The sequence below is a fragment of the Amycolatopsis sp. NPDC051758 genome (genome assembly GCF_044453095.1).
In the GTDB taxonomy this organism is placed as follows: domain Bacteria; phylum Actinomycetota; class Actinomycetes; order Mycobacteriales; family Pseudonocardiaceae; genus Amycolatopsis.
Genome location: NZ_JBITCJ010000006.1, coordinates 215,924 through 239,473, shown reverse-complemented (window position 1 = coordinate 239,473; position 23,550 = coordinate 215,924). Strand labels below are relative to the sequence as shown.

20 protein-coding genes are annotated in these 23,550 nt (G+C 71.3%); 4 read left to right on the top strand and 16 right to left on the bottom strand.

Going from position 1 to position 23,550, the window contains the following annotated elements:
• Positions 1-2 precede the first annotated feature (2 nt).
• Positions 3-1,430 carry a DUF6801 domain-containing protein gene (locus tag ACIA5G_RS28415; RefSeq protein WP_395928496.1) on the bottom strand — a complete coding sequence of 476 codons (1,428 nt, stop codon included), beginning with the start codon at positions 1,428-1,430 and terminating at the stop codon, positions 3-5.
• A gap of 88 nt (positions 1,431-1,518) precedes the next feature.
• Positions 1,519-2,139, bottom strand: coding sequence for a DUF6801 domain-containing protein (locus ACIA5G_RS28410; RefSeq protein ID WP_395928494.1), 621 nt, complete (start codon positions 2,137-2,139; stop codon positions 1,519-1,521).
• Between the two features lie 358 nt (positions 2,140-2,497).
• On the opposite strand from ACIA5G_RS28410, the gene ACIA5G_RS28405 reads away from it, so the two are divergent.
• Positions 2,498-3,445, top strand: a complete 948-nt coding sequence (locus ACIA5G_RS28405) for an RCC1 domain-containing protein (protein WP_395928492.1) — start codon at positions 2,498-2,500, stop codon at positions 3,443-3,445.
• 56 nt (positions 3,446-3,501) lie between these two features.
• On the opposite strand, the gene ACIA5G_RS28400 is transcribed toward ACIA5G_RS28405, so the two are convergent.
• The 13 genes from ACIA5G_RS28400 to ACIA5G_RS28340 all read right to left on the bottom strand — a co-directional run bounded on the left by ACIA5G_RS28400 (position 3,502) and on the right by ACIA5G_RS28340 (position 16,543).
• Positions 3,502-4,170, bottom strand: a complete 669-nt coding sequence (locus ACIA5G_RS28400) for a hypothetical protein (RefSeq protein ID WP_395928491.1) — start codon at positions 4,168-4,170, stop codon at positions 3,502-3,504.
• A 39-nt stretch (positions 4,171-4,209) separates the two neighbouring features.
• The gene (locus ACIA5G_RS28395; protein WP_395928489.1) at positions 4,210-4,824 is read right to left on the bottom strand and encodes a hypothetical protein; all 615 of its coding nucleotides are present in this window, start codon (positions 4,822-4,824) and stop codon (positions 4,210-4,212) included.
• Complete coding sequence (locus tag ACIA5G_RS28390) at positions 4,821-5,336, bottom strand: hypothetical protein (RefSeq protein ID WP_395928487.1); 516 nt, start codon at positions 5,334-5,336, stop codon at positions 4,821-4,823. The genes ACIA5G_RS28395 and ACIA5G_RS28390 overlap by 4 nt, the downstream gene beginning before the upstream one ends.
• Positions 5,321-6,526 carry an MCE family protein gene (locus ACIA5G_RS28385; protein WP_395928485.1) on the bottom strand — a complete coding sequence of 402 codons (1,206 nt, stop codon included), beginning with the start codon at positions 6,524-6,526 and terminating at the stop codon, positions 5,321-5,323. The genes ACIA5G_RS28390 and ACIA5G_RS28385 overlap by 16 nt, the downstream gene beginning before the upstream one ends.
• Positions 6,526-7,608: an MCE family protein gene (locus ACIA5G_RS28380; protein ID WP_395928482.1), complete on the bottom strand. Its 1,083-nt coding sequence runs from the start codon at positions 7,606-7,608 to the stop codon at positions 6,526-6,528. Before ACIA5G_RS28380 ends, ACIA5G_RS28385 begins: the two co-directional genes overlap by 1 nt.
• Positions 7,605-8,624, bottom strand: coding sequence for an MCE family protein (locus ACIA5G_RS28375; protein ID WP_395928480.1), 1,020 nt, complete (start codon positions 8,622-8,624; stop codon positions 7,605-7,607). Before ACIA5G_RS28375 ends, ACIA5G_RS28380 begins: the two co-directional genes overlap by 4 nt.
• Positions 8,621-9,613 carry an MCE family protein gene (locus ACIA5G_RS28370; protein ID WP_395928478.1) on the bottom strand — a complete coding sequence of 331 codons (993 nt, stop codon included), beginning with the start codon at positions 9,611-9,613 and terminating at the stop codon, positions 8,621-8,623. The genes ACIA5G_RS28375 and ACIA5G_RS28370 overlap by 4 nt, the downstream gene beginning before the upstream one ends.
• Positions 9,610-10,617: an MCE family protein gene (locus ACIA5G_RS28365; RefSeq protein ID WP_395928476.1), complete on the bottom strand. Its 1,008-nt coding sequence runs from the start codon at positions 10,615-10,617 to the stop codon at positions 9,610-9,612. Before ACIA5G_RS28365 ends, ACIA5G_RS28370 begins: the two co-directional genes overlap by 4 nt.
• Complete coding sequence (locus ACIA5G_RS28360; protein WP_395928474.1) at positions 10,614-11,891, bottom strand: MCE family protein; 1,278 nt, start codon at positions 11,889-11,891, stop codon at positions 10,614-10,616. Before ACIA5G_RS28360 ends, ACIA5G_RS28365 begins: the two co-directional genes overlap by 4 nt.
• Complete coding sequence (locus ACIA5G_RS28355) at positions 11,888-12,739, bottom strand: MlaE family ABC transporter permease (protein WP_395928472.1); 852 nt, start codon at positions 12,737-12,739, stop codon at positions 11,888-11,890. Before ACIA5G_RS28355 ends, ACIA5G_RS28360 begins: the two co-directional genes overlap by 4 nt.
• Before the next feature lie 2 nt (positions 12,740-12,741).
• Entirely contained in the window at positions 12,742-13,536 is a 795-nt protein-coding gene (locus tag ACIA5G_RS28350) for an MlaE family ABC transporter permease (protein ID WP_395928469.1), read from the bottom strand.
• A gap of 623 nt (positions 13,537-14,159) precedes the next feature.
• Entirely contained in the window at positions 14,160-15,155 is a 996-nt protein-coding gene (locus ACIA5G_RS28345; protein WP_395928467.1) for an LLM class flavin-dependent oxidoreductase, read from the bottom strand.
• An 8-nt stretch (positions 15,156-15,163) separates the two neighbouring features.
• On the bottom strand, positions 15,164-16,543 hold the full coding sequence (locus tag ACIA5G_RS28340) for an FAD-dependent monooxygenase (RefSeq protein ID WP_395928465.1): 1,380 nt from the start codon (positions 16,541-16,543) through the stop codon (positions 15,164-15,166).
• A 59-nt stretch (positions 16,544-16,602) separates the two neighbouring features.
• Between ACIA5G_RS28340 and ACIA5G_RS28335 the strand changes: the two genes are divergently transcribed.
• The 3 genes from ACIA5G_RS28335 to ACIA5G_RS28325 all read left to right on the top strand — a co-directional run bounded on the left by ACIA5G_RS28335 (position 16,603) and on the right by ACIA5G_RS28325 (position 21,139).
• A complete protein-coding gene (locus ACIA5G_RS28335) occupies positions 16,603-16,815 on the top strand; it encodes a hypothetical protein (RefSeq protein WP_395928463.1) in 213 nt (70 codons plus the stop codon).
• A 4-nt stretch (positions 16,816-16,819) separates the two neighbouring features.
• Positions 16,820-17,293, top strand: a complete 474-nt coding sequence (locus ACIA5G_RS28330; RefSeq protein ID WP_395928461.1) for a Clp protease N-terminal domain-containing protein — start codon at positions 16,820-16,822, stop codon at positions 17,291-17,293.
• 75 nt (positions 17,294-17,368) lie between these two features.
• Complete coding sequence (locus tag ACIA5G_RS28325) at positions 17,369-21,139, top strand: hypothetical protein (RefSeq protein WP_395929259.1); 3,771 nt, start codon at positions 17,369-17,371, stop codon at positions 21,137-21,139.
• A gap of 212 nt (positions 21,140-21,351) precedes the next feature.
• Here the strand turns inward: ACIA5G_RS28325 and ACIA5G_RS28320 are convergent, their stop codons facing one another.
• The gene (locus ACIA5G_RS28320; RefSeq protein WP_395928459.1) at positions 21,352-23,469 is read right to left on the bottom strand and encodes a HelD family protein; all 2,118 of its coding nucleotides are present in this window, start codon (positions 23,467-23,469) and stop codon (positions 21,352-21,354) included.
• Between the last annotated feature and the right edge of the window lie 81 nt (positions 23,470-23,550).

The following is a 23,550-nucleotide window of genomic DNA, read 5'->3' as shown; positions in this document are numbered from 1 at the left end:
CCTCAGCGGCTCTGGCGGAACACCTCCGCGGGAATCGGCACCACGGGCGGGCAGTTGCGGTGGTCCGCCTCCTGGCACAGCTGGATGATCGTCAGCCGGGCGGCAGCCTGGTTGCCCGGACCGGAGTTCTGGCCGGTGAACAGCGAGCTCAGCTTCTCCGCGGCGCCGCAGTTCTTGAACGGCGGCAGCGTGAAGCCCCGGAACTTCGGGTCGGGGTTCTCCGGGTCGGTGCTGATGAAGCCGCCGCCGAACGGGTCGTACTCGCCGATCATGTCGATCGGCATCGGCGTCGCCGACACGCAGTCCGGGCCGGCGTCGAGCGGGACGCCGTTCACCTTGACGTCACTCAGGCGGGAGACCACGTCGAGGTGGTTGCGCAGCAACCCGTCGCCGAGCGTCCCGAACGAGTGGAGCATGGTGCTGCGCTTGTAGTCGACGGGCAGGAACTCGACGGTCGCGCTGATCGGCAGGAACCCGTAGCCGAGGTACGACACCGTCACGGGCGTGAAGGACAGCTCGCCGGTGATCTCACTCCGGACGGGGAAGCCGTTCGGATCCGTGATGTTCAGCCAGACGCCGTTCACCAGCGCGGCGGGGTTGCTGCGGATGGCGGCGCCGGTCTTGGCGATCTTGCTCGTGTTGTCGACCTGGTTGGGCTGCAACGGCAGCACCTGGGTGACGTTTTCGTCCGGGGGCGGCTCTTCGTCCAGCAGAGAGTGCTTCCGCGGGCCGGGCGACTGCGGACCCGGTGCGGTCTTCTTCTCCGGCGCCGGGCCGCCCGGCGGCGCCTTGGCGGCCGCGAGGACCGCGATCGAGCCGAAGGCGAGGTCCTGGCCGTCGGCGGTGCAGGCCACCTGTTCGGCGGGCCGGTCCGGCGGCGCGCCCGTCGGGCCGAGCGCGAGTTTCGGTGCGCTCAGGCGGATCCGCAGCACACCGGCGGCGGAGGGGGAGAACGCCGGCAGCTTCCCCTTGGCCGTCAGCGGCAGGTCGCCTTCGGCCGGGAGCGGGGTCGCGGGGATGGTCAGCGGGACGGCGAGGGTGTCCTTGACCTTCCCCTGCTCCAGCAGCAGCTGGAAGGTCAAGCCGCCTTCGAGGGTGGTACCCGTGCCCAGCAGCTGCTCGGCGGCGGCGCGCGGCAGCGAGAACGACACGGCCAGGCCGTCGATCGTCGCGGGCCGGCCCACGGTCATCGAGGCTGGGAGCGTGGCCGCGGTCTTCACGTCGAGCTTCTGCGGCCCGGCGGGGTCGGCGAAGGGGCACGACGTCGTGACCGTCTTCGTGACCGCGCGGCCGCCCGCTCCGGCGTCCGCGGCGGCGGCTCCGGGCGCGGCGGAACCGGTCCCGGTGAACGCGCCGGTGGTGACCGACACCGCGCACACCAGCGCGATCGCGCCGCGGGTCGCCGTCCGCCGGGTCAGCCGTGGGGCCATGCCGTGCTCCTGTCCGTACCGCCGGGAAACGAGCCGTAGGGATGGCCGGGGCCCCGGCCATCCCTACGGTACTGCTAGTTCAGCGCGATCACGTGATGACGAAGTTCGGCGAGAACGCGAGGTTTTGCGCCGGGCTCGTCACCTTCGGGGTGCAGGTCATGTTCCAGTTCGCCCAGGTGTTGTTGGACGCCTTGTGGAACTGCAGGGCCGCGGTGATCGGCGTGCCGAGCGACAGCGTGTCGCTGCCCGCGGTCGCCGGGGCCGTGTAGGTGGGGATCGACGAGGTCGCCACCTGGCTGATGATCACCGTGATCGGGCCGCCGGTCGGGTAGATCGTTTCCGGGATGTTCAGGCCGCTCGCCGGGCCGGAAACCGTGCCGCGCGCGGCGGTCACCGGGACCGTCGCCGTGCCGCGGAGACCGTTGTAGCCGACGGCGGTCAGCAGCGAGTGGACCGCGGCGGAGATCGTCGCGGTGCCACCGACGTTGGTCGGCGTGACGGTGGTGCCGGCGGGGACCGAGTCCGGCCCGGTCAGCGACGCGGTGATCCCCACGTCCTGCTGCGGGATGCCGGGGAACGTGCACCGGTAGGTGGCGCCCGCGTTGTAGGCCGTGTCGGCCGACGCGACGCCGGTGAAGACCATGCCGAGCGCGCTCACGGCCGCGGCGGTGGTGACTGCTTTGAGGGACAAGTTCCTGAGTCGGGTCATGACTGTCAATCTCCTTCGATCATCCAGTTGACGGCTCGGCGGGCGCTGCCCACGCGCCCCGCGGACCAAAGTGGTCTCGCGAATTCCCCCGGGGTGTTTCTCGTGCAGCCCTAATCCTCGCGAGGTGGCTGTGATAAATGAGGTTACTCGCCAGTCGGTTGCGCAACAAGGATGTCACGTGGTCGGTTTCCGACGATCTCGGGCCGGTTGAGTTCTTGTCAACGCCGGAGCAGCGGGGCGATGACCTTGGTGCGATTTTGACAAATCCGCGGTGGGGTCCCGATCGGCGGTTGTCCGGGTTAGTATCGGTACCACGCGCACCGCGACCGCGGGAATCGATTCAGCGAAAGAGGATGCCGTGGCCTCCCGTTTCCGTACCGCCCCCCGCCGGGCTTCCGTGCTGCTCGCCGCCACCCTGGCCGCGGTGCCGGTGGTGTCGGCCGCGTCCGCTTCCGCGCAGGCACCGGTCACCGGCGGCGTCGTGGAATGGGGGTTCTCGAACTACATCCTGGGTCCGCCCCCGGAGGCCTTCGACGGGGTCAGCGCCGTGTCCATGGGCGGCATGGACGCGATGGGCCTCAAGGCCGGCCAGGTCCTGGTGTGGGGGGACAACAACTTCGGTCAAACGGAGGTTCCCGAGGCGGCGATGTCGGGCGTGAGCGCGATCGCCGCCGGCTGGGGGCACGAGCTCGCGCTCAAGGACGGCGGCGTCCTGGCCTGGGGAAACAACTGGTACGGCCAGGCGAACGTGCCCGCCGACGCGAAGTCCGGCGTCGTCGCCATCTCCACCAGCGCCATGCACAACCTCGCGCTCAAGGCGGGCGGGCGCGTGCTCGGCTGGGGCCTGCGCACGGACGTGCCGCAGGCGGCGACGTCCGGCGTCACCGCCGTTTCCGCCGGTGGTGACCACAGCCTGGCGCTGAAGAACGGTGCGGTCATCGCCTGGGGCAGCGACAACTTCGGTCAGGCTGATGTCCCCGCGGACGCGAAGTCGGGTGTCACCGCGATCTCCGCCGGTCACCAGCACAGTCTCGCGCTCAAGGACGGCAGGGTCATCGCCTGGGGCCGCGACGACAACCACCAGGCCGAAGTCCCCGAAGCGGCGCTCTCGGACGTCGTCGCGATCGACGCGGGCTGGACGTTCAACTTCGCGCTCAAGAGCACCGGCGAGTACGTCTCCTGGGGATCCAACGACTTCTCCGAAGGCGATCCGACGGGCTCGGCGCTCTGCGGGCCGTTCGAGGCCATCTCGTCCGGCGATCGCTACACCGTCGCGCTCAAAGCGGATCCCTCCGCACCCTGCTGACCAGGTAGGGGAAGAGGGGCGCACCGGCCGGTGCGCCCCTCTTTTCGTACCCCGGCTCAGCCGGCGTTCTTGCTCGCCAGGTCCAGCGAAATCGTGTTGCCCGGCCCGGACACCAGAGCGCCCAGCGCCAGATCGGCGATGAAGCAGTTCTTGAAGTCCGGGATGGTGTAGGTGCCGGTCACCGTGATCTTCGGGCCGAAGATGTCGACGTCCTTGGCGCTCAGGTCGAGGTCGAGCGGCTTGCTCGCCTTGCAGCTGCCCGGCACGGTCGGCAGCGGGATCACCGGGACGATCAGGCCGGCCCAGATGTCGTAGATCTCCATGTTCGCCTGGGCGTGCGTGGTCAGCGTGCCGTCGGCGATGGTGCCGGTGGCCGGGCCGGTCGGGGTGATCTTGACCTTCGCCTTGATCCTGAACAGCCCCGACACCAGCGAGATGTTCGCCTGCGACGTCGGCAGCGTCAGGTCCGCGCGCAAGCCCACCGAACCGGTCTGGTCGTCGATGATCAGGGCGCCGTCGAGGTTGCCGGGGCCGAGGGCCATCGCGCTGCCGGTCTTCTTGATCACGGTGCTGCCGGTGACGGTGTACCCCACCGGGATCTCGATCACGTCGGCCGACGCGGGCACGGCGGTGACGACGCTCAGCGCGACGCCGGCGACCGCCGTGACCGCGGCTGCGCGTGCCCATTTACGGCCGTTCTTCCGAGTGCGCGACAAAACAGGCATGCCAACTCTCCTTCGAATTGTGCAGCGTTGTAAAACGGGTCAGCGGGGGGTCAGCCCGGTAATCTTCCAGGCATTACCCTCACGTTCCGCGGTCACCGAAAGCTGGGCGGCCGCGGAACTGCTGGAATTGTTGTCGGCGCGGGTGGCGGCTTGGTCCAGGAACACGAGGAGCCGGGCGTGCCCTTCGCGGAGTTCCTGCACCGCGGATGACGTCACCCGCGTCGTGAGCACCAGTTTCTGGGCCGGTGCCTTTTCCTTAACCTGGGCGAACAGCCGGTCGTAGGTGGTGAGTGCTTCGCCACGCAGGACGTCCCGCGCGGCCTGTTCCGTGACCTCAGTCTTGTCGTACGAGTAGGAGAAGATCCGGTTGAGCGCCAGCGTCACCGCCGAGGTGACGTCGGCGGTCGCGCCGACGTCGGTGAGCGCGTGGTTGGCCGCGGCCGGGTTGTCCGCCGCCGAGCGCGCTGCCAGCGTGAACACCACACCGGCGGCCGCCAGCAGCACCGAGATGACGACCAGCAACGGCAGCAGGAGCGGCCGGCGCCTCGACGGCTCGGCCTCGGCAGCCACCTCGTCGGAGGAGGCCGGGACGTCGTCGGAGGAGGCCGTCACTTCGGCTTCTTCTTCGGTCGCGGGCAGCGCGTCGGTGCTCATCTCGCCCCCACCGGCAGCTCGTCGAGGGCGCTGAGCTTCCAGCCGCCCTCGGTCCGGGTCAGTCCCGCCGCGAACCGGTTGCGCTTGGTCGCCGGCGCGACGCCCGTCTTCAGCGCGGTGATCTCCACCGAGGCCAGCAGCTTGGCGGTGCCCGCGTGCTCGTCGAGTTCGCTCAGCGCCGCGTCCAGCACCTTCCCCGTGGACACCGTTGCGTCCTGGGTGAGGGTCTTCTTCGTGGCCTCGTCGGTGTGGGCCAGCCGGTCGTGCAGCGGCCCGGTCGACGCGTCGAGCCACTGCGCGAGCCCCTGGTCGAGCTGGTGGTAGTCGAGGGTGCACAGCAGCGCGACCAGCTCGCGGCCGCTGGACAAGGCTTCGTCGCGGGCGGTCCCGTAGGTCAGCGTTTCGCTGTGCGCGGTGCGGTACCAGCCGATCCCCGCCCAAGCCGCGAACGCCGCGGTGACGACCACGGCGGCGACCGCGGCCCGCAGCGGCCACTTCACTTTCCCAGCCACAGCATCTCCTCGAGGGTCGGAGAATCCGGCTGGCCGGCGGACACGGTCAGCGGGGTCCCGGAGCCGGGCACCGCGGCGGGCGGCACCGGCGGGTGCGCCGCGTTCTGCGAGCCGCGCACCGACGTCGCGTCGCCCTTCTCGAGCGTGCAGGACGCGCCGGTGTTGAACGGCAGCGGTGTGGTGTCCGTGCTCGGCCGGTACTGCGTGCTTTCGTACCCGGCGCGGCAGGGCAGCGGGTCGTAGAACGTCAGCGCCATGCCGAGATTTCCGTCGCCGCCGTTGAAGGCCGTCGACGTCGCCGCGACCGTCTTCGGCGTCGCGACCAGCAGCTGCTCCAGCGAACCGGTGCGGGTCTGGATCACCTGCGCCGTGGTGAGCAGGTTGGCCAGCAGGATCGGCAGCCCCGGGTCGGTCTCCTTCAGCAGGGTGCCCAGCTCGGACGCGGCCGGCGGTGCGGTGGCGATCAGCCGCCGCAGGTCACCGTCCGAACTCGACAGCTGCGCGGCGAACAGCTTGGCGTTGCCGGCGAACGAGCGCCATTCGGCGGCGGAGTCGAGCTGGGTCCGCAGCACGGTCGAGCCGTCGTCGATCAGCTTCGTCGTCTGCGGCAGGTTGGCCGCCGCGTCCTTCGTGAACGAAGTCGCGGTGTCCAGCAGCACCTGCAGGTCCGGTCCGGTGCCGCGCAGCGCGTCGTCGAGCTCGTCGACGACCGTGCGCAGGTCACCCGTCGGCACCGACGCCGTCAGCGAGTCGAGGTCGCCGAGCAGGTTCTGCACCGGCATCGGCAGTGTCGTCTTCTCGCGCGGGATGACCGAGCCGCCGGCCAGGTAGGGGCCGTCGCTCGACCGCGGCTGCAGGTCGACGTACTGCTCGCCGACCGCGGACCGGTTCGCCACCACGGCCTGGGCGTTCGACGGGATCGGCGGGGCCGAGTCGTTGATGACGAGGTCCGCCTCCATCCCGGACGGCGTCAGCCGCAGCTCTCCGATCCGCCCGACGGCGACCCCGCGGTAGGTCACTTCGCCGTTGGTGAAGATGCCGCCGCCCTCGGCGAGCTCCAGCTTCACCGTGTAGCCGCCGCCGCCGAACAGCCGGCCGATCCCGGCGTAGTTGGCGCCGACGAACGCGACCGTGACGAGCGAGATCACCACGAACGCGATGACCTGGACCCGGATCCTGGTGGTCAGCATCAGCGTCCTCCCGGCGTCGTGACCTCGCCGCTGGGCAGCGGCAGGGTCGGCAGACCGGACGGGACACCTTCGCCGGGCGGCGGCAGCGGCATGCCGGGCGCCGGGAGGACCGACAGGTAGAGGTTGAGGTAGTCGCCCTTGATCGCCGGGATCACCGCGTCGGTGTAGGGAAAGGACGGCAGGATCTCGAGCGCCTTCGGCAGCGACGCCCCGGCTTCGGCGAGCCGGTGCAGGATCGGCGCGAGCGCGGTCAGGTCGGCCACCAGGTCGTCCTTGCTCTTGTGGATGACGTCGGTGGCGACGCCGGAGAGGTCGTCGAGCGACTGCAGCATGGCCACGAGCTGGGTGCGCTGGTCGGTCAGCGTGCGCAGGCCGGGGGTGAGGTCGGTGAGCGCGCCGGACACCTGCGCGTCGCGGTCGGCGAGCGTGGTCGCCAGCTGGTTGACCCCTTCCAGGGCCGCGGTGATGTCCTGGCGGTGCGCGTCCAGGTCGGTGGCGAGGGTGTTGACCCCGGACAGGAACGAGCGGATCTGCGTCTCGTTCCCGGTCATCACCTTGCTCAGCTCGCGGTTGATCGTCTGCAGCTGCCCGATGCCGCCGCCGTTGAGCAGCAGCGAAAGCGCGCCGAAGACCTCTTCGAACTCGGGGTTGCGGTTGGTGCGTGACACCGGGATCACGGCTTTGTCGGCCAGCCGCGCGGTCTGCTGCGGTGCATTGCCGTCGGGGGCGGCGAGTTCGACGAACTTCTCACCGAGCAGGCTGGACTGCCGCAGCCGCGCGACGGCGTCGGCGGGCAGCACGACGTCGCCGTTGACCTCGACGACGGCCTCGGCGGTCCAGCCGTCCGCGCCGAGGCGGATGGTCTGGACCCGCCCGACCGGGACGTCACCGACCTTCACCGCGGCCTGCGGCACCAGGTCGAGGACGTCGGCGAACTGGACGGTGACGTGGTACGGGTGGTCACCGACGTCCGCGCCGCCGGGCAGCGGCAGGTCGTAGACACCCTTGAACTCGCCGGAGCAGGCTGTCAGCACGAGGCAGCAGCCCGCGGCGAGCGCCGTGACGCGTCTCAGTGGTTTCATTTCCCGCCCGCCTCGTTCGTGTAGACGGATCCGGTCACCGGCAGCGGCAGGTAGTCGAGCAGGTCGGTGCGGCTCTGCAGGGCGCCGGTGGCGGGGTCGACCGTCTGGATCAGGTTGGTCGCGGCCAGCGGCGCGGTGTCGAGGTACTCGGCCAGCGACGCGCGCTGGTCGGCGAGCGTCTGCGTGGTCACCGCCAGTTTGTCCACATTGGACTTGATCAGCGCGCGGTTGTCCTTGATGAACCCCTGGATGTCGGCGAGCGCGCCGCCGAGCGAGCGCAGTGCCGTGGCCAGCTCGTCCCGGTTGGCCGACAGCGTGCCCGACACCGCGGCGAGCTGCTGGTTGACCTGGCTGACCTGGTTGTCGTTGGCGGCCAGCATGCTGGTGAACTGCTGCAGCTCCCGCACGGTGGTGAACAGGTCGCCGGAGTTGCCCGCCAGCGTCCGCGCCAGCTCCGAGAGCTGCTTGACGGAGTCGTTGAACGCGGTCCCGTTGCCCTGCAGGTTGCGCGCGCCGGTCTTCAGCAGGTCCGACAGCGCGCCGTTCTTGTTCGCGCCGTCCGGCCCGAGCGCCTTGGTGAGCGAGTCGAGGCTGGCGTACAGCTCGTCCAGCTCGACCGGGGTCGCGCTGCGGTTGACGCCGATGGTGGCGTTGTCGGCCAGCCGCGGCCCGCCCCGCGCGGGCTTGGAGAACTGGACGTACCGGTCGGCGACCACGCTGGGCGCGATGACGACGACGTCGGTGTCGGCCGCGACCGGCGCCGAGCCGTCGTAGGTCAGCGTCACCTCGACCTGCTCGCCGCGCGGGGTCACCGACTCGACCTGGCCGATCCGGACGCCGAGCAGCCGGACGTCGGAGCCGCTGTAAACGCCGACCGCGCGGGAGAAGAGCACGGTCGCCCGGTCGAGCCCGGTGCCGGAGAAGACCCACCACAGCGCGGCCACGACGACGAGCGCCGTCACGACCGCCGCGGCGACGAACCGGCTGAGCCGGACCTGGTTGCGGGTCGAGTTCACTTCGGGGCTCCCGACTGCTTCGGCGGCACACACGGGTCGCGGTTTTCGGGCAGCAGGCCGCAGAGGTAGACGTCGAGCCACCGGCCGTTGCCGAGGGCGTTGTTCGCCAGCCGGAAGTACGGGCCGGCGGCGGCCAGGCTCTTGGCCAGGTTGTCGTTCTGCCGCGTCAGCAGGTCGGTCACGGTGTTGAGCTGGCTCAACGCCGGTTTGAGCGCGTCGGTGTTGTCCTTGACCAGGCCGGAGAGCTGGGTGGCCAGCGCCTGCGCGCCGGTCAGCAGGTCGTGGATGGCCTGGCGGCGCCGGTCGAGCTCGCCCAGCAGCAGGTTGCCGTCGGAGAGCAGCTGCTCGAAGTCCTCGTTCGAGTTCGCCAGTGTGGTGGTGATCTTCTTGGCGTTGGCCAGCAGGCCGGCGAGCTGGTCGTCGCGCGAGGACACCGTCTTCGACAGGGCGGACAGCCCGTCCAGCGCGGTGCGGACGTGCGCCGGGGCGTTCCGGAACGTGTCGCTGATCGCGGTGAAGCTGTCGGCCAGCTGCGTGGTGTCGATCTGGCCGGCGGTGTTCGCGAGGCCGTTGAACGCCTCGGTGACGTCGTACGGCGTGACCGTCCGGTTGCGCGGGATCGCCTGGTCGGGGTCCTGCACGCCGTCACCGGTCGGCTTGAGCGCGAGGAACTTGCGGCCCAGCAACGTCTTGATCCGGATCTCCACCGACGTCCGGTCGCCGACCCAGGCGTCCTTCACGCGGAAGGTGACGAGCACGTGGTCGTCGGCCAGCTCGACGTCGCGGACCTCGCCGACCTTGATGCCGGCGACGCGGACCTCGTCGTCGGCCTGCAGCCCGGCCGCCTCGGAGAACTCGGCGTGGTAGGTGGTGCCGCCGCCGACGATCGGCAGGTTGTCGTAGTTGAACGTCACGGTCAGCAGCGCGGCCAGGACAACGCTCCCGGCGACACCGAGGGCGAGCGGATTGCGTTCCTTGAAGGACTTCACGCGCCGCACCTCTCCGCCGTGACCGGCGTCCCGCGCGGGGGCGTGGTCTGCAGGGTCGAGCTGCACAGGTAGAAGTTCATCCACGAGCCGTAGGAGCTGATCCGGCCGAGCCCGTTGAGCTTCTCCGGCAGCGTGCTCAGCGTCTGCTCGAGGCCGGGCAGGGTGTCCTTGTCCGCCAGGTTCTTCGTGACGCGGTCGAGTCCGGTGATGCTGTCCTTCAAGGGAGTCCGGACGTCGCCGAGCAGGCCCGCGGTGGCCGTGGACAGGTCACCGAGGCCGCCGATCGCGTCACCGATGACGGCCCGGTCCGAGGCCAGGCCGGAAACGAGCTCCCGCAGCGTCGAAATCAACGTCGTCAGCGCGGTTCCCTTGCTGTTCACCGTGCCGAGCACGTGGTTGAGGTTGGTGATCACGTCGCCGATGAGCTGGTCGCGGCTCGCGAGCGTCGAGGTCAGCGAGCCGGTGTGCGCGAGCAGCTCCTCGACCGTGCCGCCCTCACCCTGCAGCACCTGCACGATCTCGCCGGAGAGCTGGTTGACGTCGGTGGGGGAGAGCGCCTGGAACAGCGGCTTGAAGCCGTTGAACAGGTCGGTCAGGTCGAGCGCCGGCGTGGTGCGGTTCAGCGGGATCTCGCCGCCGATCGGGAGCGTGCCCCGGCCGCCGGCGCCGCGTTCGAGCGCGATGTAGCGCTGGCCGACCATGTTGCGGTACTTGATGACCGCGCCGACGTCGGCGGGCAGCTGCCGGCCTTCGTCGAGGGAGAACCGGATGTGGGCGAGGCTGTGGTCGGCGATCTCGAGCTCCTCGACCTGCCCGACGCGGACTCCGGAGATCCGGACGTCGTCCCCGACGTTCAGCGAGGTCGCGTCGGTGAACGTGGCGCCGTAGAGGTCGGTCCGGCCGACCCCGGTGTTGGCGATGGAGATCGCCAGCAGCACGGTCGCGGCGGTGGTGACCAGGATGAAGATCAGGCTCTTGATCAGCGGGGCGGCGAACTTCCTCACTTGAGCGTCACCTCCGTGCCGCGGTAGAGCGCGCCGACCAGCACGCTGCTCCAGTCCGCGACGTCCTTCGTGGGCACGCCCAGCTGCGGCGCGAGCACGGTGGCGAGCAGCTCGCGTTCCTGCGGCGAGTTCGCGACGCCGAGGTCGTCACGCGGGCCGACCAGCAGCGGGTGCTGGGGCGCGCCCGGCGCCACGGCGGCGGTGCCGGTCGTCGGCGCGACGCCGCTGGGGTAACACCGCGGGCCGCCGCCGCTCGCCGGGGCGATCGGGTCGTCCTTGCCGGGCACGTACTTGCCGCGGGCCTGGGTGACGGTGATGGCGGCGTGCATGCCGGGCTGGTTCGTGCCCTTGCCGAGCGCCTTGTCGACCGGCTCGCGCAGGGCGTCCATCGCCTTGAGGGTGCACGGGAAGCTGGGGGAGTACTCGGCCGCGACCTCGAGGGCGGTGCGGCTGTCGGCCGACAGGGCGATGATGTTGTTCTTGTTGCGGCTCAAGAACTTCTCGACCTCACCCGCGGAGTCCGTCACCTGCTGGTACACCGTCGCGAGGTCGCTGCTCTTGTCGTGCACCGTGTTCAGCGTGACCGCCGAGTCGGTGAGCGCGTCCAGCAGATCGGGCGCGATGTCACCGTACAGCCGAGAAACCGAAGCGAGGTCCTGGACGTCCTTGGTGAAGGTCGGCAGCTGCGGGTTGAAGTCCTTCAGGTAGTCGGCCGCGGTGGAGAGGGTCTGGCCGATCTGCTCGCCGCGGCCCTCCAACGCCGTCGAAACCGCGGTCAGCGTTGTCGCGAGCTTCTGAGGCTGGACGGCCTTGAGCAGCGGCAGCAGGTTGTCGAAGACGCGTTCCAGTTCGATCGCGTTGGCCGACCGGTCCTGTTCGATCGTGTCGCCCGCAACCAGGTGGGAGTCCTTCGCACCGTCCGGAATGGACAGCTGGACGTAGCGCTCGCCGAACAGCGTCTTCGGCACGAGCAGCGCGGAGACGTTGCGCGGCAGCATGTCCACCTTGTCCGGCTCCAGGGCAAGCGCTATCTCGGCACCCTGCGGGGTCGCCCGGACGTCGCGGATCTCGCCGACGAGCACCCCGCGGGCCTTGACCTGGCCGCCCGCCGAGAGCTGGTTTCCGATCCGGCTCGCCTTGAGCGTCACCGGGACCGTGCTGACGAAGTCCTTGTCGTAGATCTTGATCGAGAGCGTCACGAGCACGCCCAGCACGACCAGGAACAGCACCCCGGCGGTGCGGACCCCGGCCTTGCGGCGGGTTTCCCTTCTCATCCGGCCACCTGCACGGTGGTCGTCGCGCCCCAGATCGCCAGGCTCAGGAAGAAGTCGATGATGCTGATCGCGACGATCGCGGTGCGCACCGCGCGGCCCACCGCAACACCGACGCCGGCCGGGCCGCCGCTCGCGCGGAAGCCGTAGTAGCAGTGTGCGAGCACGACGACGACGCTGAACACGAGGACCTTCCCGAACGACCACAGGACGTCGCCGGGTGGCAGGAACAGCAGGAAGTAGTGGTCGTAGGTGCCCGCGGACTGGCCGAAGAACCACACGGTGATCTGGCGTGAGGCGAGGTAGCTCGACAGCAGGCCGATCGCGTAGAGCGGGATGACGGCGAGGAAGCCGGCGATCACCCGGGTGGTCACCAGGTAGGGGACGCTCGGGATGCCCATGACCTCGAGTGCGTCGATCTCTTCGGAGATCCGCATCGCGCCGAGCTGCGCGGTGAACCCGCAGCCGACGGTGGCGCTCAGCGCGAGGCCGCTCACCAGCGGCGCGATCTCGCGGGTGTTGAAGTAGGCGGAGACGAACCCGGCGAACGCCGACGTCCCGACCTGGTTGAGCGCGGAGTAACCCTGCAGGCCGACGACCGTGCCGGTGGCGACGGTCATCCCGATCATCACGCCGATCGTGCCGCCGATGACGGCCAGCGCACCGCTGCCGAAGCTGACCTCGGCCAGCAGGCGGACGACCTCGCGCATGTAGCGGCGCAGTGCTCGCGGCGTCCACGCGATGGCGCGGAGGAAGAACAGGATCTGGTCGCCGAGGGTGTCGAGGAAGCCGAAGCGGCGGTCGACGGCTTCGCGTACCCGGGCCGTTCTCGGAATGTCCGTGGTGGTCACGATCAGCTCCCCTTGGGCGGCACGAGCTGCAGGTACACCGTGGTGAGCACCAGGTTCAGCACGAACAGCAGCAGGAACGTGATGACCACGGACTGGTTCACGGCGTCACCGACACCTTTCGGTCCGCCCTTCGGGTTGAGCCCGCGGTAGGCGGCGACGACCCCGGCGACAAAACCGAAGATGAGCGCCTTGATCTCGCTGATCCACAGGTCGGGGAGCTGGGCGAGGGCGGAGAAGCTGGCCAGGTAGGCGCCGGGGGTGCCGTTCTGCATGATGACGTTGAAGAAGTAACCGCCGAGCACACCGACGACGCTCACCATGCCGTTGAGGAAGACCGCGACCCCCATCGCGGCGAGCACCCGCGGCACGATCAGCCGCTGGACCGGCGAGACGCCGAGGACCTCCATGGCGTCGATCTCTTCCCGGATGGTGCGCGCGCCGAGGTCGGCGCACATCGCGCTGCCGCCGGCGCCGGCGATGAGCAGCGCGGTGACGATCGGGCTGGCCTGCTGGATGATCGCCAGCACGCTCGCCGCGCCGGTGAAGGACTGCGCGCCGATCTGCGTGGTCAGCGACCCGATGTGCAGCGCGATCACCGCGCCGAACGGGATCGACACCAGGGCCGTCGGCAGGATCGACACGCTCGCGATGAACCAGAACTGCTGGATCAGCTCACGCAGCTGGAACGGGCGGCGGAACGTCAGCCGGACGACGTCCAGCCCGAGCCCGTAGAGCCGCCCGGTCTGCCGCAGCGCGGCGGCCCCGGGGAACGACGCCGTCGTCGTCCGTTCGGCCATTCGTGTGCCTCCCCAGCGGTTTCGACGGCACGTCGAATACACCCGAGTCGAGCAAGGGGAAATGGTCCGAACGGGGTAACAATTGTCGGCCATTCACGGTCTCGGGGGTCACCGTGCCGTTTCCTACTGGTCGGTACGCTAACCACGGCCATGCTGGGAGACAAGAACTTGAGCACGATCACGCGGTCACGGGCTGGTAACCGCGCATTTCTTGTCCGGTGCTGACAACCGGGCCCGATCTTGTTGTCAACGGAGGAAAAGAAATTCCCGTCCCGGGTGCGGGAGCTGTTTGCGGTGTGCGCGGAGATGACCATTCCCGCTCACCGGCACGCGCACTCGCCCGGCCGACGCGCGCACCCGGAAAGACGACACGCGTACCCAGGTGGACGACACGGCGGGCAGGGTAGGCCCCGCTGTGTCGTCCGTCCAGGTACTCGAGTCGTCCGTCGGGATACGCGAGTCGTCCATCCCCGTACGCGTGTCGTCCGATTTGTGACGTGCGGGAACGGACGGCACGCGTACCCGAAGGGTCGGCTCGCGTACCTGGAGGGTCGGCTGGTGAGCCGACCCTCTGAGTACGCGAGCCGACCCTCTGGGTACGCGAGCCGACCGTCTGGGACGGGTCAGGACTTGAGGCCGGCGATCAGCTCGTACGAACGGACCCGGTCCTCGTGGCCGTGGACCATCGTCGTGATCATCAGCTCGTTCGCGCCGGTGTCGTCGAGCAGCTGCTGGAGTCCCTTGTGGACGGTCTCGGGCGAGCCGATGATGCTCGAGCCGAAGCGGTCGGCGAGGAACGCGCGGTCCATCTCGGTGTACGGGTACTCCGCGGCTTCCTCCGGTGTCGGCAGCGCGATCGGGCGGCCGCGGCGGAGGCTGAGGAACGTCAGGCCGGACGGCCCGGCGAGGAACTGCGCGCGGTCGTCGGTCTCGGCGGCGACCACGGACGCCCCGAGCATCACGTACGGCTCGTCGAGCACCGAGGACGGCTGGAAGTTCTCCCGGTAGAGCTGCACGGCCGGGATCGTGTTCTCCGCCGCGAAGTGGTGCGCGAAGGAGAACGGCAGCCCGAGCCGCCCGGCGAGCTGGGCGCTGAAGCCGCTCGAGCCGAGCAGCCACACCGGCGGCTGGTTGCCCTCGGCCACCACCGCGTTGACCCCGCGGGCCTCCGAATGGGTGAAGTAGCCGATCAGCTCCTGCAGGTGCTCCGGGAAGTTCTCCGCGGACAGCCCGCCGGGCCCGCGCAGGGCGAGCGCCGTCCGCTGGTCGGTGCCGGGGGCGCGGCCGATGCCGAGGTCGATGCGCCCCGGGTGGAACGCCTCCAGGGTTCCGAACTGCTCGGCGACCACCAGCGGCGCGTGGTTGGGCAGCATGACGCCGCCCGAGCCGACGCGGATCCGCTCGGTGGCGTCGGCGACGTGGCCGATCAGCACGGCCGTCGCCGAGCTGGCGATGCCGGGCATGTTGTGGTGCTCGGCCAGCCAGTAGCGGTGGTAGCCCAGCCGCTCCGCGGCACGGGCGAGGTCGAGGGTGTGGCGCAGGGTCTCGCCGACGGTGTTCCCCTCGGACACGGGGGACAGGTCGAGCACGGACAGCGGCACGTCAGGCAGTGAGCTCACAACCGGGGTCAACGCCCCGGTGCCGCCAGAACTTCCCGCAACGCCGCGGGATCGTCGCCGCGCCACGAGACGACGCCGTCCGGACGCACGAAAAGCGCGTCGGCCGGGGCGTCCGGGCAGGCCGCCGTGACGATCTTCACGTCCGGTCCCGCGGCTTCCCGCAGGTCGGCGCGGTCGGCGAAGTCGAACAGCACCGGACGCGCCGCGCGCATGATCTCGGCCACGCGGGTGGCCCGGCCGCCGACGGTCAGCGGCAGGTCCGGGACGTACGGCAGGTCGTCGGCGTCCCGCAGCAGCCCGGCCAGGTGCCGCGTCGCCGGCGGAAGGGCGGCCAGTTCGCCGAAGAGCGTTCGCAGCGCGTCGCCGTCTTCGCCGGTCAGGCGGTCGAGGAGGGCTTGGACGCGGGTCTGCGTCAACGTCCGCGCCGCCACCGGGTGCCGTTCCGCGTGGTAGCTGTCCAGCAGTGCGGAAGGAGCGTCCCCCCGCACGACGGCGGCGAGCTTCCAGCCGAGGTTGACCGCGTCGAGCAGCCCGACGTTGAGTGACGAGCCGCCGGCCGGGAAGAGGTGCGCGGCGTCGCCGGCCAGCAGCACGCGCCCGGCGCGGTACCGCTCGGCGAGCCGTGCCGAGCTGACCGTCCGCGACAGCCAGAGCGGTTCGCCCAGCGGCAGGTCCGCGCCGAGCACTCGCCGGACGGCGTCCCGGAACTCCTCGAGCGTCGGCTCGCCGGGCGGCTCCGGCGCCACTTCCCGGACGCCGGCGATCACGACGCCGGGTGTCAGCGACGTCACCAGCACCCGGCCGCCGGGCCGGCGGTTCCAGCCGCGCTCGACGCCCGCCGTCGTCGTGAAGAGGGAGAGGTCGGCCCGGAAGTGCCCGAGCCGCATCAGCTCGTTGTCGGTGGTGCCGGGGAACCCGATCCCGGCCAGCTCGCGGACGCGGCTGTGCGCACCGTCGCAGCCGACGACGTACTGCGCCGCCAGCGGATATGAGCCGTCCGGGCCTCGGACCGTGCCGAGGTCCACCAGCTCGTGGCCCCGCCGGATCTCGGCGCCGACCTCGGTCGCGCGGGCGGCCAGCAGGGCCTCCATCCGCGGCTGCTGCAGCATCAGGCCGCGCACGGGTGTGTCCAGGCCGGCGAAGTTCAGGGGCACGGGCCCGAACGGGAACCCGGGGACCGGGCCGGTGAACGCGGCCTCGGCCCGGAAGGGGTCCAGCAATCCCCGGTGGTCCAGCTGCTCGACGATCCGGCCGGCGAGCCCGTTCGCCCGCGGCCGCTCGTCCGGCGTGGCCCGCCGGTCCAGGACCACCACCCCGGCCCCGCCGAGCCGCAGCTCCGCCGCCAGCATCAGGCCCACCGGACCCGCCCCGACCACCACGACATCCATAACGCCCTCCCTGTGTCAGTTTGAACTGACGTCTCACTGTCAGACTAGACTGACAAGCCATGGAGGCGGAAGAGCTTTCCGGGCGGGTCGAAGCCGCCGACCCCGCGGTCGCGCTGCGGGCGGTCGGCGCCCTGCACCGGCTCGCCGAGCAGGTCGAGGCGGCCGCCGTCGCGCACGCCCGGGAACGCGGCTGGTCGTGGGAGCAGATCGGGGACGCGCTCGGCGTCGCCCGGCAGTCCGTGCACACGAAATACGGGAAGTCCGGGAAGTGAGGCCGTGGTGCTCGACCGGCTGATCACCAAGAGCCCGTTCGCGGCGGTGGTGACGGCGGCGCTGGCGGAGTCCCGCCGCCGCGGCGACCGGCGCCTCGGCACCGAACACCTGCTGCTCGGCCTGCTCCACGACCCGGACTGCGCCCGTGCTTTCGGCGTCGGCCTGGAGAACGCCCGCGCCGCCCTCGACCGGCTCGACCGGGCCGCCCTCGCGGCGCTCGGCATCGAGGTCGAAGGGCTGCGTCCGGCGCAGGTTCCGGTGCGGGGCGGAAAGCTGACCCCGGGGGCGCTGACGTCCGGCGCACGCGCGGTGGTCACCAGCGCGATCCGCGGGACACCGCGGCCGAGGGACCCGGCGGAGCTGGTGCGCGAGCTGCTGAAGCTGACGTCCCCGGATCCGGCGGCCGATCTGCTCGTGGAACTGCGTGTGGACCGCGAATCCGTCCGTCGCGGGCTGGATTTCCCCGACCGCGCGTGAGCCGGCGCCGGACCCGATACCGTGATCGGAAAACCGGCGGAAACAGGAGGACGGGTGCCGCGTCCGGAGCGACCCTTGGATCCCGGCGACGATCCGCTGATCGAATTCGCCGCCGATCTCCGGCGGTTGCGGGAGAGTGCCGGGAATCCGACGTACCGCGAGCTCGGCCGGCGCGCGCACTACTCGGCCGGCACGCTTTCGGAGGCCGCCGGCGGGCGCAAACTCCCCAGCCTGGCGGTCACTTTGGCCTACGTCCGGGCCTGCGGCGGTGTTCCCGGTGAATGGGAAGAACGCTGGCACGCCGTCGCCGAAGAGTCACGCGGGGAGGGTGCCGGTTCACCACCCCCGCCGGAATCCGGGGAAATTCCCCCGTACGTCGGGCTGGGCGCATTCACCCCGGCCGACGCCGGCCGATTCTTCGGCCGGGAACGGCTGATCGAAAAGCTCGTCGCGCGCCTATCGGGAAAACGTTTTCTCGCCGTGCTCGGCGCGTCCGGCTCGGGCAAGTCGTCGCTGCTGCGGGCCGGCCTGCTGCCCGCGGTCAAGGGCCCGGTGGTGCTGCTCACCCCGGGCGCCCGGCCGCTGCAGGAGTGCGCGGTCAAGTTCGCCGCCGCGCTCGGTGTCGCCCCCGGCGCGCTGCTCGACGACTTCGGCGCGCACCCGCGCAACCTCGGGCTCGCCGCCCGGCAGCTGGCCGAAGCCGACGACACCGACGTCGTGCTGATCGTGGACCAGTTCGAAGAGGTGTTCACGCTCTGCCAGGACGACCGGGAACGCGCGCAGTTCTTGGCCGCGCTCGTCACGGCGACCACCGAACCCGGCAGCCGCACGCAGGTGGTGCTCGGCATCCGCACCGACTTCTACACCCACTGCGCGCGCCACGCGGAACTCGCCGAAGCCATGCAGGACGCGCAGGTCCTGGTCGGCCCGATGACCACCGAAGAGCTCCGGCTGGCGATCTCGCGGCCCGCCGTCGACGCCGGGTACCGCGTCGAGAACGCGCTCGTCTCACGGCTGGTCGCGGACGCCACCGGCCAGCCCGGTGTGCTGCCGCTGCTGTCGCACGCGCTGCTGGAGACGTGGCGGCGGCGCCGCGGCACCACGCTCACCCTGGCCGGTTACGAATCCACCGGCGGTATCGAGCGAGCCGTCGCGCAGACTTCGGAAGGCACGTTCGCGACGTTCTCAGCGCGTCAGCAGCGGCTGGCGCGGCAGATCTTCCTGCGGATGACCGCGCTCGGCGAAGGCACCGAAGACACGAAGCGCCGGATCAGCCGTGCCGAGCTCGACACCGACGACGAGGACACCGCCGTGGTGCTCGGCGAGCTGGCCGCGGCGCGGCTGGTCACCCTCGACGACACCGGCATCGAGATCGCGCACGAGGCGCTCATCCGCGGCTGGCCGCGCCTGCGGGAGTGGCTCACCCAGGACCGCGAAGGCCTGCGTGTGCACCGGCAGCTCACCGAAGCGACCGACGCCTGGGAGTCCGTCGAAGAGGACCCGGGCTGGCTCTACCGCGGCACCCGGCTCGCCATCGCGCGGGAGTGGGCCGCGCGCCAGGACACCGCGCTGTCCCAGCGCGAACGGCGTTTCCTCGACGCCAGCCTCGCCGTCGAACACGCCGAACAGGAGCGCGACCGCCGCCGGACACGACGGCTGCGGCAGCTCGTCGCGCTGCTCGCGGTGCTGCTGGTCGTCGCCGTGGCCGCGTCCGTCTACGCCGTGCGCGCCGAGACCACGGCCACCGACCAGCGCAACAGTGCGCTCGCCCAGAAGGTCGCCGGCCAGGCGCGGGCCATGCGCGCCACCAACCCCGCGCTGGCCGCGCAGCTCGCGCTCGCCGCGTACCGCCTCGACCCGAGCACCGAAGCGCGCAGCAGCGTGCTCGGCGTTTTCGGGGCGCCGTACTCGACCCGGCTCACCGGGCACACCGGCCGGGTCAACACCGTCTCCCTCCGCCCGGACGGCCAGGTGCTCGCCACCGCCAGCTGGGACGGCACGGCCCGGCTGTGGGACGTCCACGACCCGCACCACCCGGCGCCGCTGGGCGTCCTCACCGGGCACACCGGCAACGTCAACTCCGTCGCCTTCGCCGCCGACGGCCGGAGCGTCGCGACCGCCGGGTTCGACGGCACCGTCCGCGTCTGGGACGTCACCGACCCGGCCCGCCCGGGCCCCGGCGTGGTTGTCGAGCAGCATGAAGGCAAGGCGTACGCGGTCGCGTTCAGCCCGGTGGGCCCGCTGCTGGCGACCGGCGACGTCGAGGGCACGCTCCGGTTCTACAACACCGCCGACGCGGCCCGCCCGCAGCCGGCGGGGGAGCTGACCGGGCACACGTCGTACGTCAACAACCTCGCCTTCAGCGCCGACGGCAAGCTGCTCGCCTCCGCGTCGGCCGACCACACCGCGCGGCTGTGGGACGTCGCCGCGCGGCGTCCGCTCGGGGTCGCGACCGGGCACACCGACGTGGTCCACGACGTGGCGTTCAGCCCCGACGGGCACACCCTCGCCACGGCGAGCCAGGACCAGACCGCCCGGCTGTGGGACGTCACGGACCCGGCTCGGCCGGCGCAGCTGTCGTCGCTCGGCGCGCACAAGGCGATCGTCCGCTCGGTCGAGTTCACCCCGGACGGGCGCACCCTCGCCACCACCGGCTTCGACCGCACCGCGCGGATGTGGGACGTCGCCGACGGGCGGCAGCCGCGTGAGCTGCCGGCCCTGCCCGGGCACACCGGCGCCGTCGTCTCCGCGGTGTTCAGCCGCGACGGCCGCACCCTCGCCACGGCCAGCGACGACCAGACCGCCCGGCTCTGGGACCTGCCCGGCCCCGGCATCCCCGCGCACACCGCGCAGACGTGCCACGCCGACTTCGGCCGCGCCGGGAAGCTGCTCGCCACCGGCGGGTACGACGACGTCGTGCGGCTGCACGACCTCACCGACCCGGCCGCACCCCGCCGCGTCGCCACGATCGGCGGCTTCGGCAACGCGGTCTGCGGCGTCGCGATCAGCCCGGACGGGCAGACCCTGGCCACCGGCAGCTGGGACCACACGATGACGCTGCGGGACATCGCCGACCCGGCCCACCCCGGGCCGCCGGTGGTGTTCAACCGGCTGCACGACGACGTCGACGCGGTGGTGTTCAGCCCGGACGGCCGGCTGCTCGCCACCGCGGGCGACGGCCACACCGCGCGGCTCTGGGACCTCGCCGACCGCCTGCACCCGGTGGAGATCGCCCGCCTGGACGGCCACGCCGACGACGTCCACACGCTCGCCTTCAGCCCCGACGGCCGGACACTGGCCACCGCCGGCTGGGACCACACCGCGCGGCTGTGGGACGTCTCGGCGCCCCGGTCCCCGCGCCCGCTCGCGAAGCTCGAAGGGCACACCGACACGATCTTCTCGGTCGCCTACAGCCCCGACGGCAAGCACGTCGCCACCGCGAGCGCCGACCGCACGGTGCGGCTGTGGGACGTCGCCGACCCGGCCCACGCGCGGCTTTCGGCGGTGCTGACCGGCCACGCCGACAACGTCATGTCGGTGTCCTTCAGCGGCGACAGCCGCACACTGGCGTCCGGCAGCTACGACCGCACGATCCGGCTGTGGGACGTCGCGAGCGCGTCGCCGTACGCGGTGCTGCCCGAAGAACGCGACCGTGTCTACACGGTCCGGTACGCCCCCGACGGCCACACGCTGGCCGGCACCGTCGCGGACGGCACAGTACGGTTGTGGGAAGCCGATCCTGACCGGGCGGCCGAAAGAATCTGCGCGGTGGCCGCGCCCCGCATCACCGAAGCCGAGTGGACGGCGAGCCTCCCCGGCCTCGGCTACACCCCACCCTGCCCCTGAGCAGTTGTTCGGCGTTGTTGTTCGGTGCCCCGGTGCGGACACCGAACAACCCGGATCGACTAGACATGCCCTCGGACGTGCTGCGTCCCACGACGTTCACTCACCGGGGGTCTGAAGGGCTCCTTCAAGGGCACGGGAACCCCGCCCCCGTCCCTCGAAGGGGCCCTTCAGCGTGTCCGGCGCCTGCGGATGGCCGGGGCGCTCGCCGGTGGTCAGGCCGCCGGGATCCAGTCGGGGTTCGACGCCAGCACCGTCAGCTGCTGCGTCGCCCGGGTCAGCGCCACGTACAGCACCCGCCGGCCGGTCGTCGACTCCGTGATGAGGTCGACCGGCTCCACGAGCACCACCGCGTCGTACTCCAGGCCCTTCGAATCCAGGCTGCCGACGACCTTCAGCCGCTCGTCGCCCTGGCCGGACAGCCAGCCCGCGACCTCCGGCACCCGGTCCATCGCCGTGATGACGCCGACCGTGCCCTCGACCGCGCCCAGCAGCTCCTTCACCGCCGCCTGCGTCGCCGACGCGAGGCCTGCCGGGTCGACCGGCCGCACGTCCGGCTCCACGCCGGTCTTGCGGACCGCCACCGGCAGCTCGCCGGACTCCGCGTGCCCGGCCACCACCTTCGCCGCGAGGTCGAAGATCTCCGCCGAGTTCCGGTAGTTCGTCCGCAGCGTGAAACGGCGTCGGGCCGTCTTCACGCCGAACGCCTGGTCGCGCGCCTGCGCCGCCTCCGCCGGGTCCGGCCACGAGCTCTGCACCGGGTCGCCGACAACCGTCCAGCTCGCGTACTTGCCGCGCCGCCCGACCATCCGCCACTGCATCGGCGACAGGTCCTGCGACTCGTCGACGACGACGTGCGAGTACTCGTCGTAGTGCTCCGGCCGGGTCGGGGCGCCGCCGGAGCGCTCCGGCTCCACCTCGATCACCTGGCGCCGCTTGCGCTTCGGCGGCGGGCCGATCAGCACCCGCAGCTCGTCGAGCAGCGCCACGTCCGCGATCGACCAGCCCCGCGACCGGTCCGCGAAGTCCGCGGCCAGCAACGAGATCTCCTGTCGGCTCAGCACACCCTTCGCCGAGGCGGCCAGCCGCTTCTCCTCGCCCAGCCACTTCAGGATCTGCGCCGGGTACAGCACCGGCCACCACACCACCAGGAACCGGTGGAACTCGATCCGCTCGCCCAGGTCGGTGATCAGCTCCGCCCGGTCGAGCTGCTTGCCGTCGGCCTTCGCGTACTCCTCGGCCTTCGCCGCGAGCGCGTCCAGCAGCATCTCGGCCGCCCGGATCCGCGACCGGTTCGGCGGCGCGCCCTGCGTGTGCGCCTTGCGGCGGATCTTCTCCAGGTCGCGCGCGTTCAGCTTGAGGACCTCGCCGCGGTAGACGATCCGCATCTCCTCCGGCGCGCCCGGCGGGGTGTCGCGCAGCGCGCGCAGCAGCACCTTCCGCATCCGCAGCGAACCCTTCACGGCGGCCAGCGGCGCCGCGTCCTGCCGCGTCGCCTCGAGGCCGTCGAGGACCTCGCCGAGCGCGCGCAGTTCGACGTTCGTCTCACCCATCGACGGGAGCACGCGCGAGATGTAGCTGGTGAACACCCCGGACGGCCCGATCACCAGCACGCCGGCGCCGCCGAGCTGACGCCGGTAGCGGTAGAGGAGGTAGGCGGCGCGGTGCAGCGCGACGGCGGTCTTGCCGGTGCCCGGCCCGCCGGTGATCTCGGTGACCCCGCGCCACGGCGCCCGGATCACCTCGTCCTGCTCCTTCTGGATGGTCGCGACGATGTCGCGCATGCGTTCCCCGCGCGCGCGCCCCAGCGCGGCCATGAGCGCGCCTTCGCCGACGATCTGCATGTCCTCGGGCACGGCCTCGGCCATCAGCACGTCGTCGTCGACGTCCAGCACGTTCTGGCCGGAGCAGCGGATCACCCGCCGCCGCACGACGTCCATCGGCTCTTCGGCGGTGGCCTGGTAGAACGCGGCCGCGGCCGGCGCACGCCAGTCCGTCACGAGGTTGTCGAACTCCGCGTCGCGGATGCCGAGCCGGCCGACGTAGACGCGCTCGGCGTCCGCGAGGTGGTCGAGCCGGCCGAAGACGAGGCCCTCGTACTCGGCGTCGAGCGTCTGCAGCGTCTGGTTGGCGTGGTAGACCATCATGTCGCGCTCGAACAGCATCGACGCCTGCTCGAAGATCGCCTCGCGCTGCGCGCCCTGGCCGATCTCGTAGCCCTTGGTGCGCATCGCCTCGGCCTGGGCGCGCAGTTCGTCCAGACGGGTGTACACGCGATCGACGTGGGCTTGTTCGATGGCGATCTCGGCCCGTCTGACCCGAGGTTCCGACACGCATGGCTCCTTGACAGCTTCTGGATCGCCTCCGAGGGCGAAGAACGACTCTACGCGTTGGGCGCGGCGGGTTCACCAATG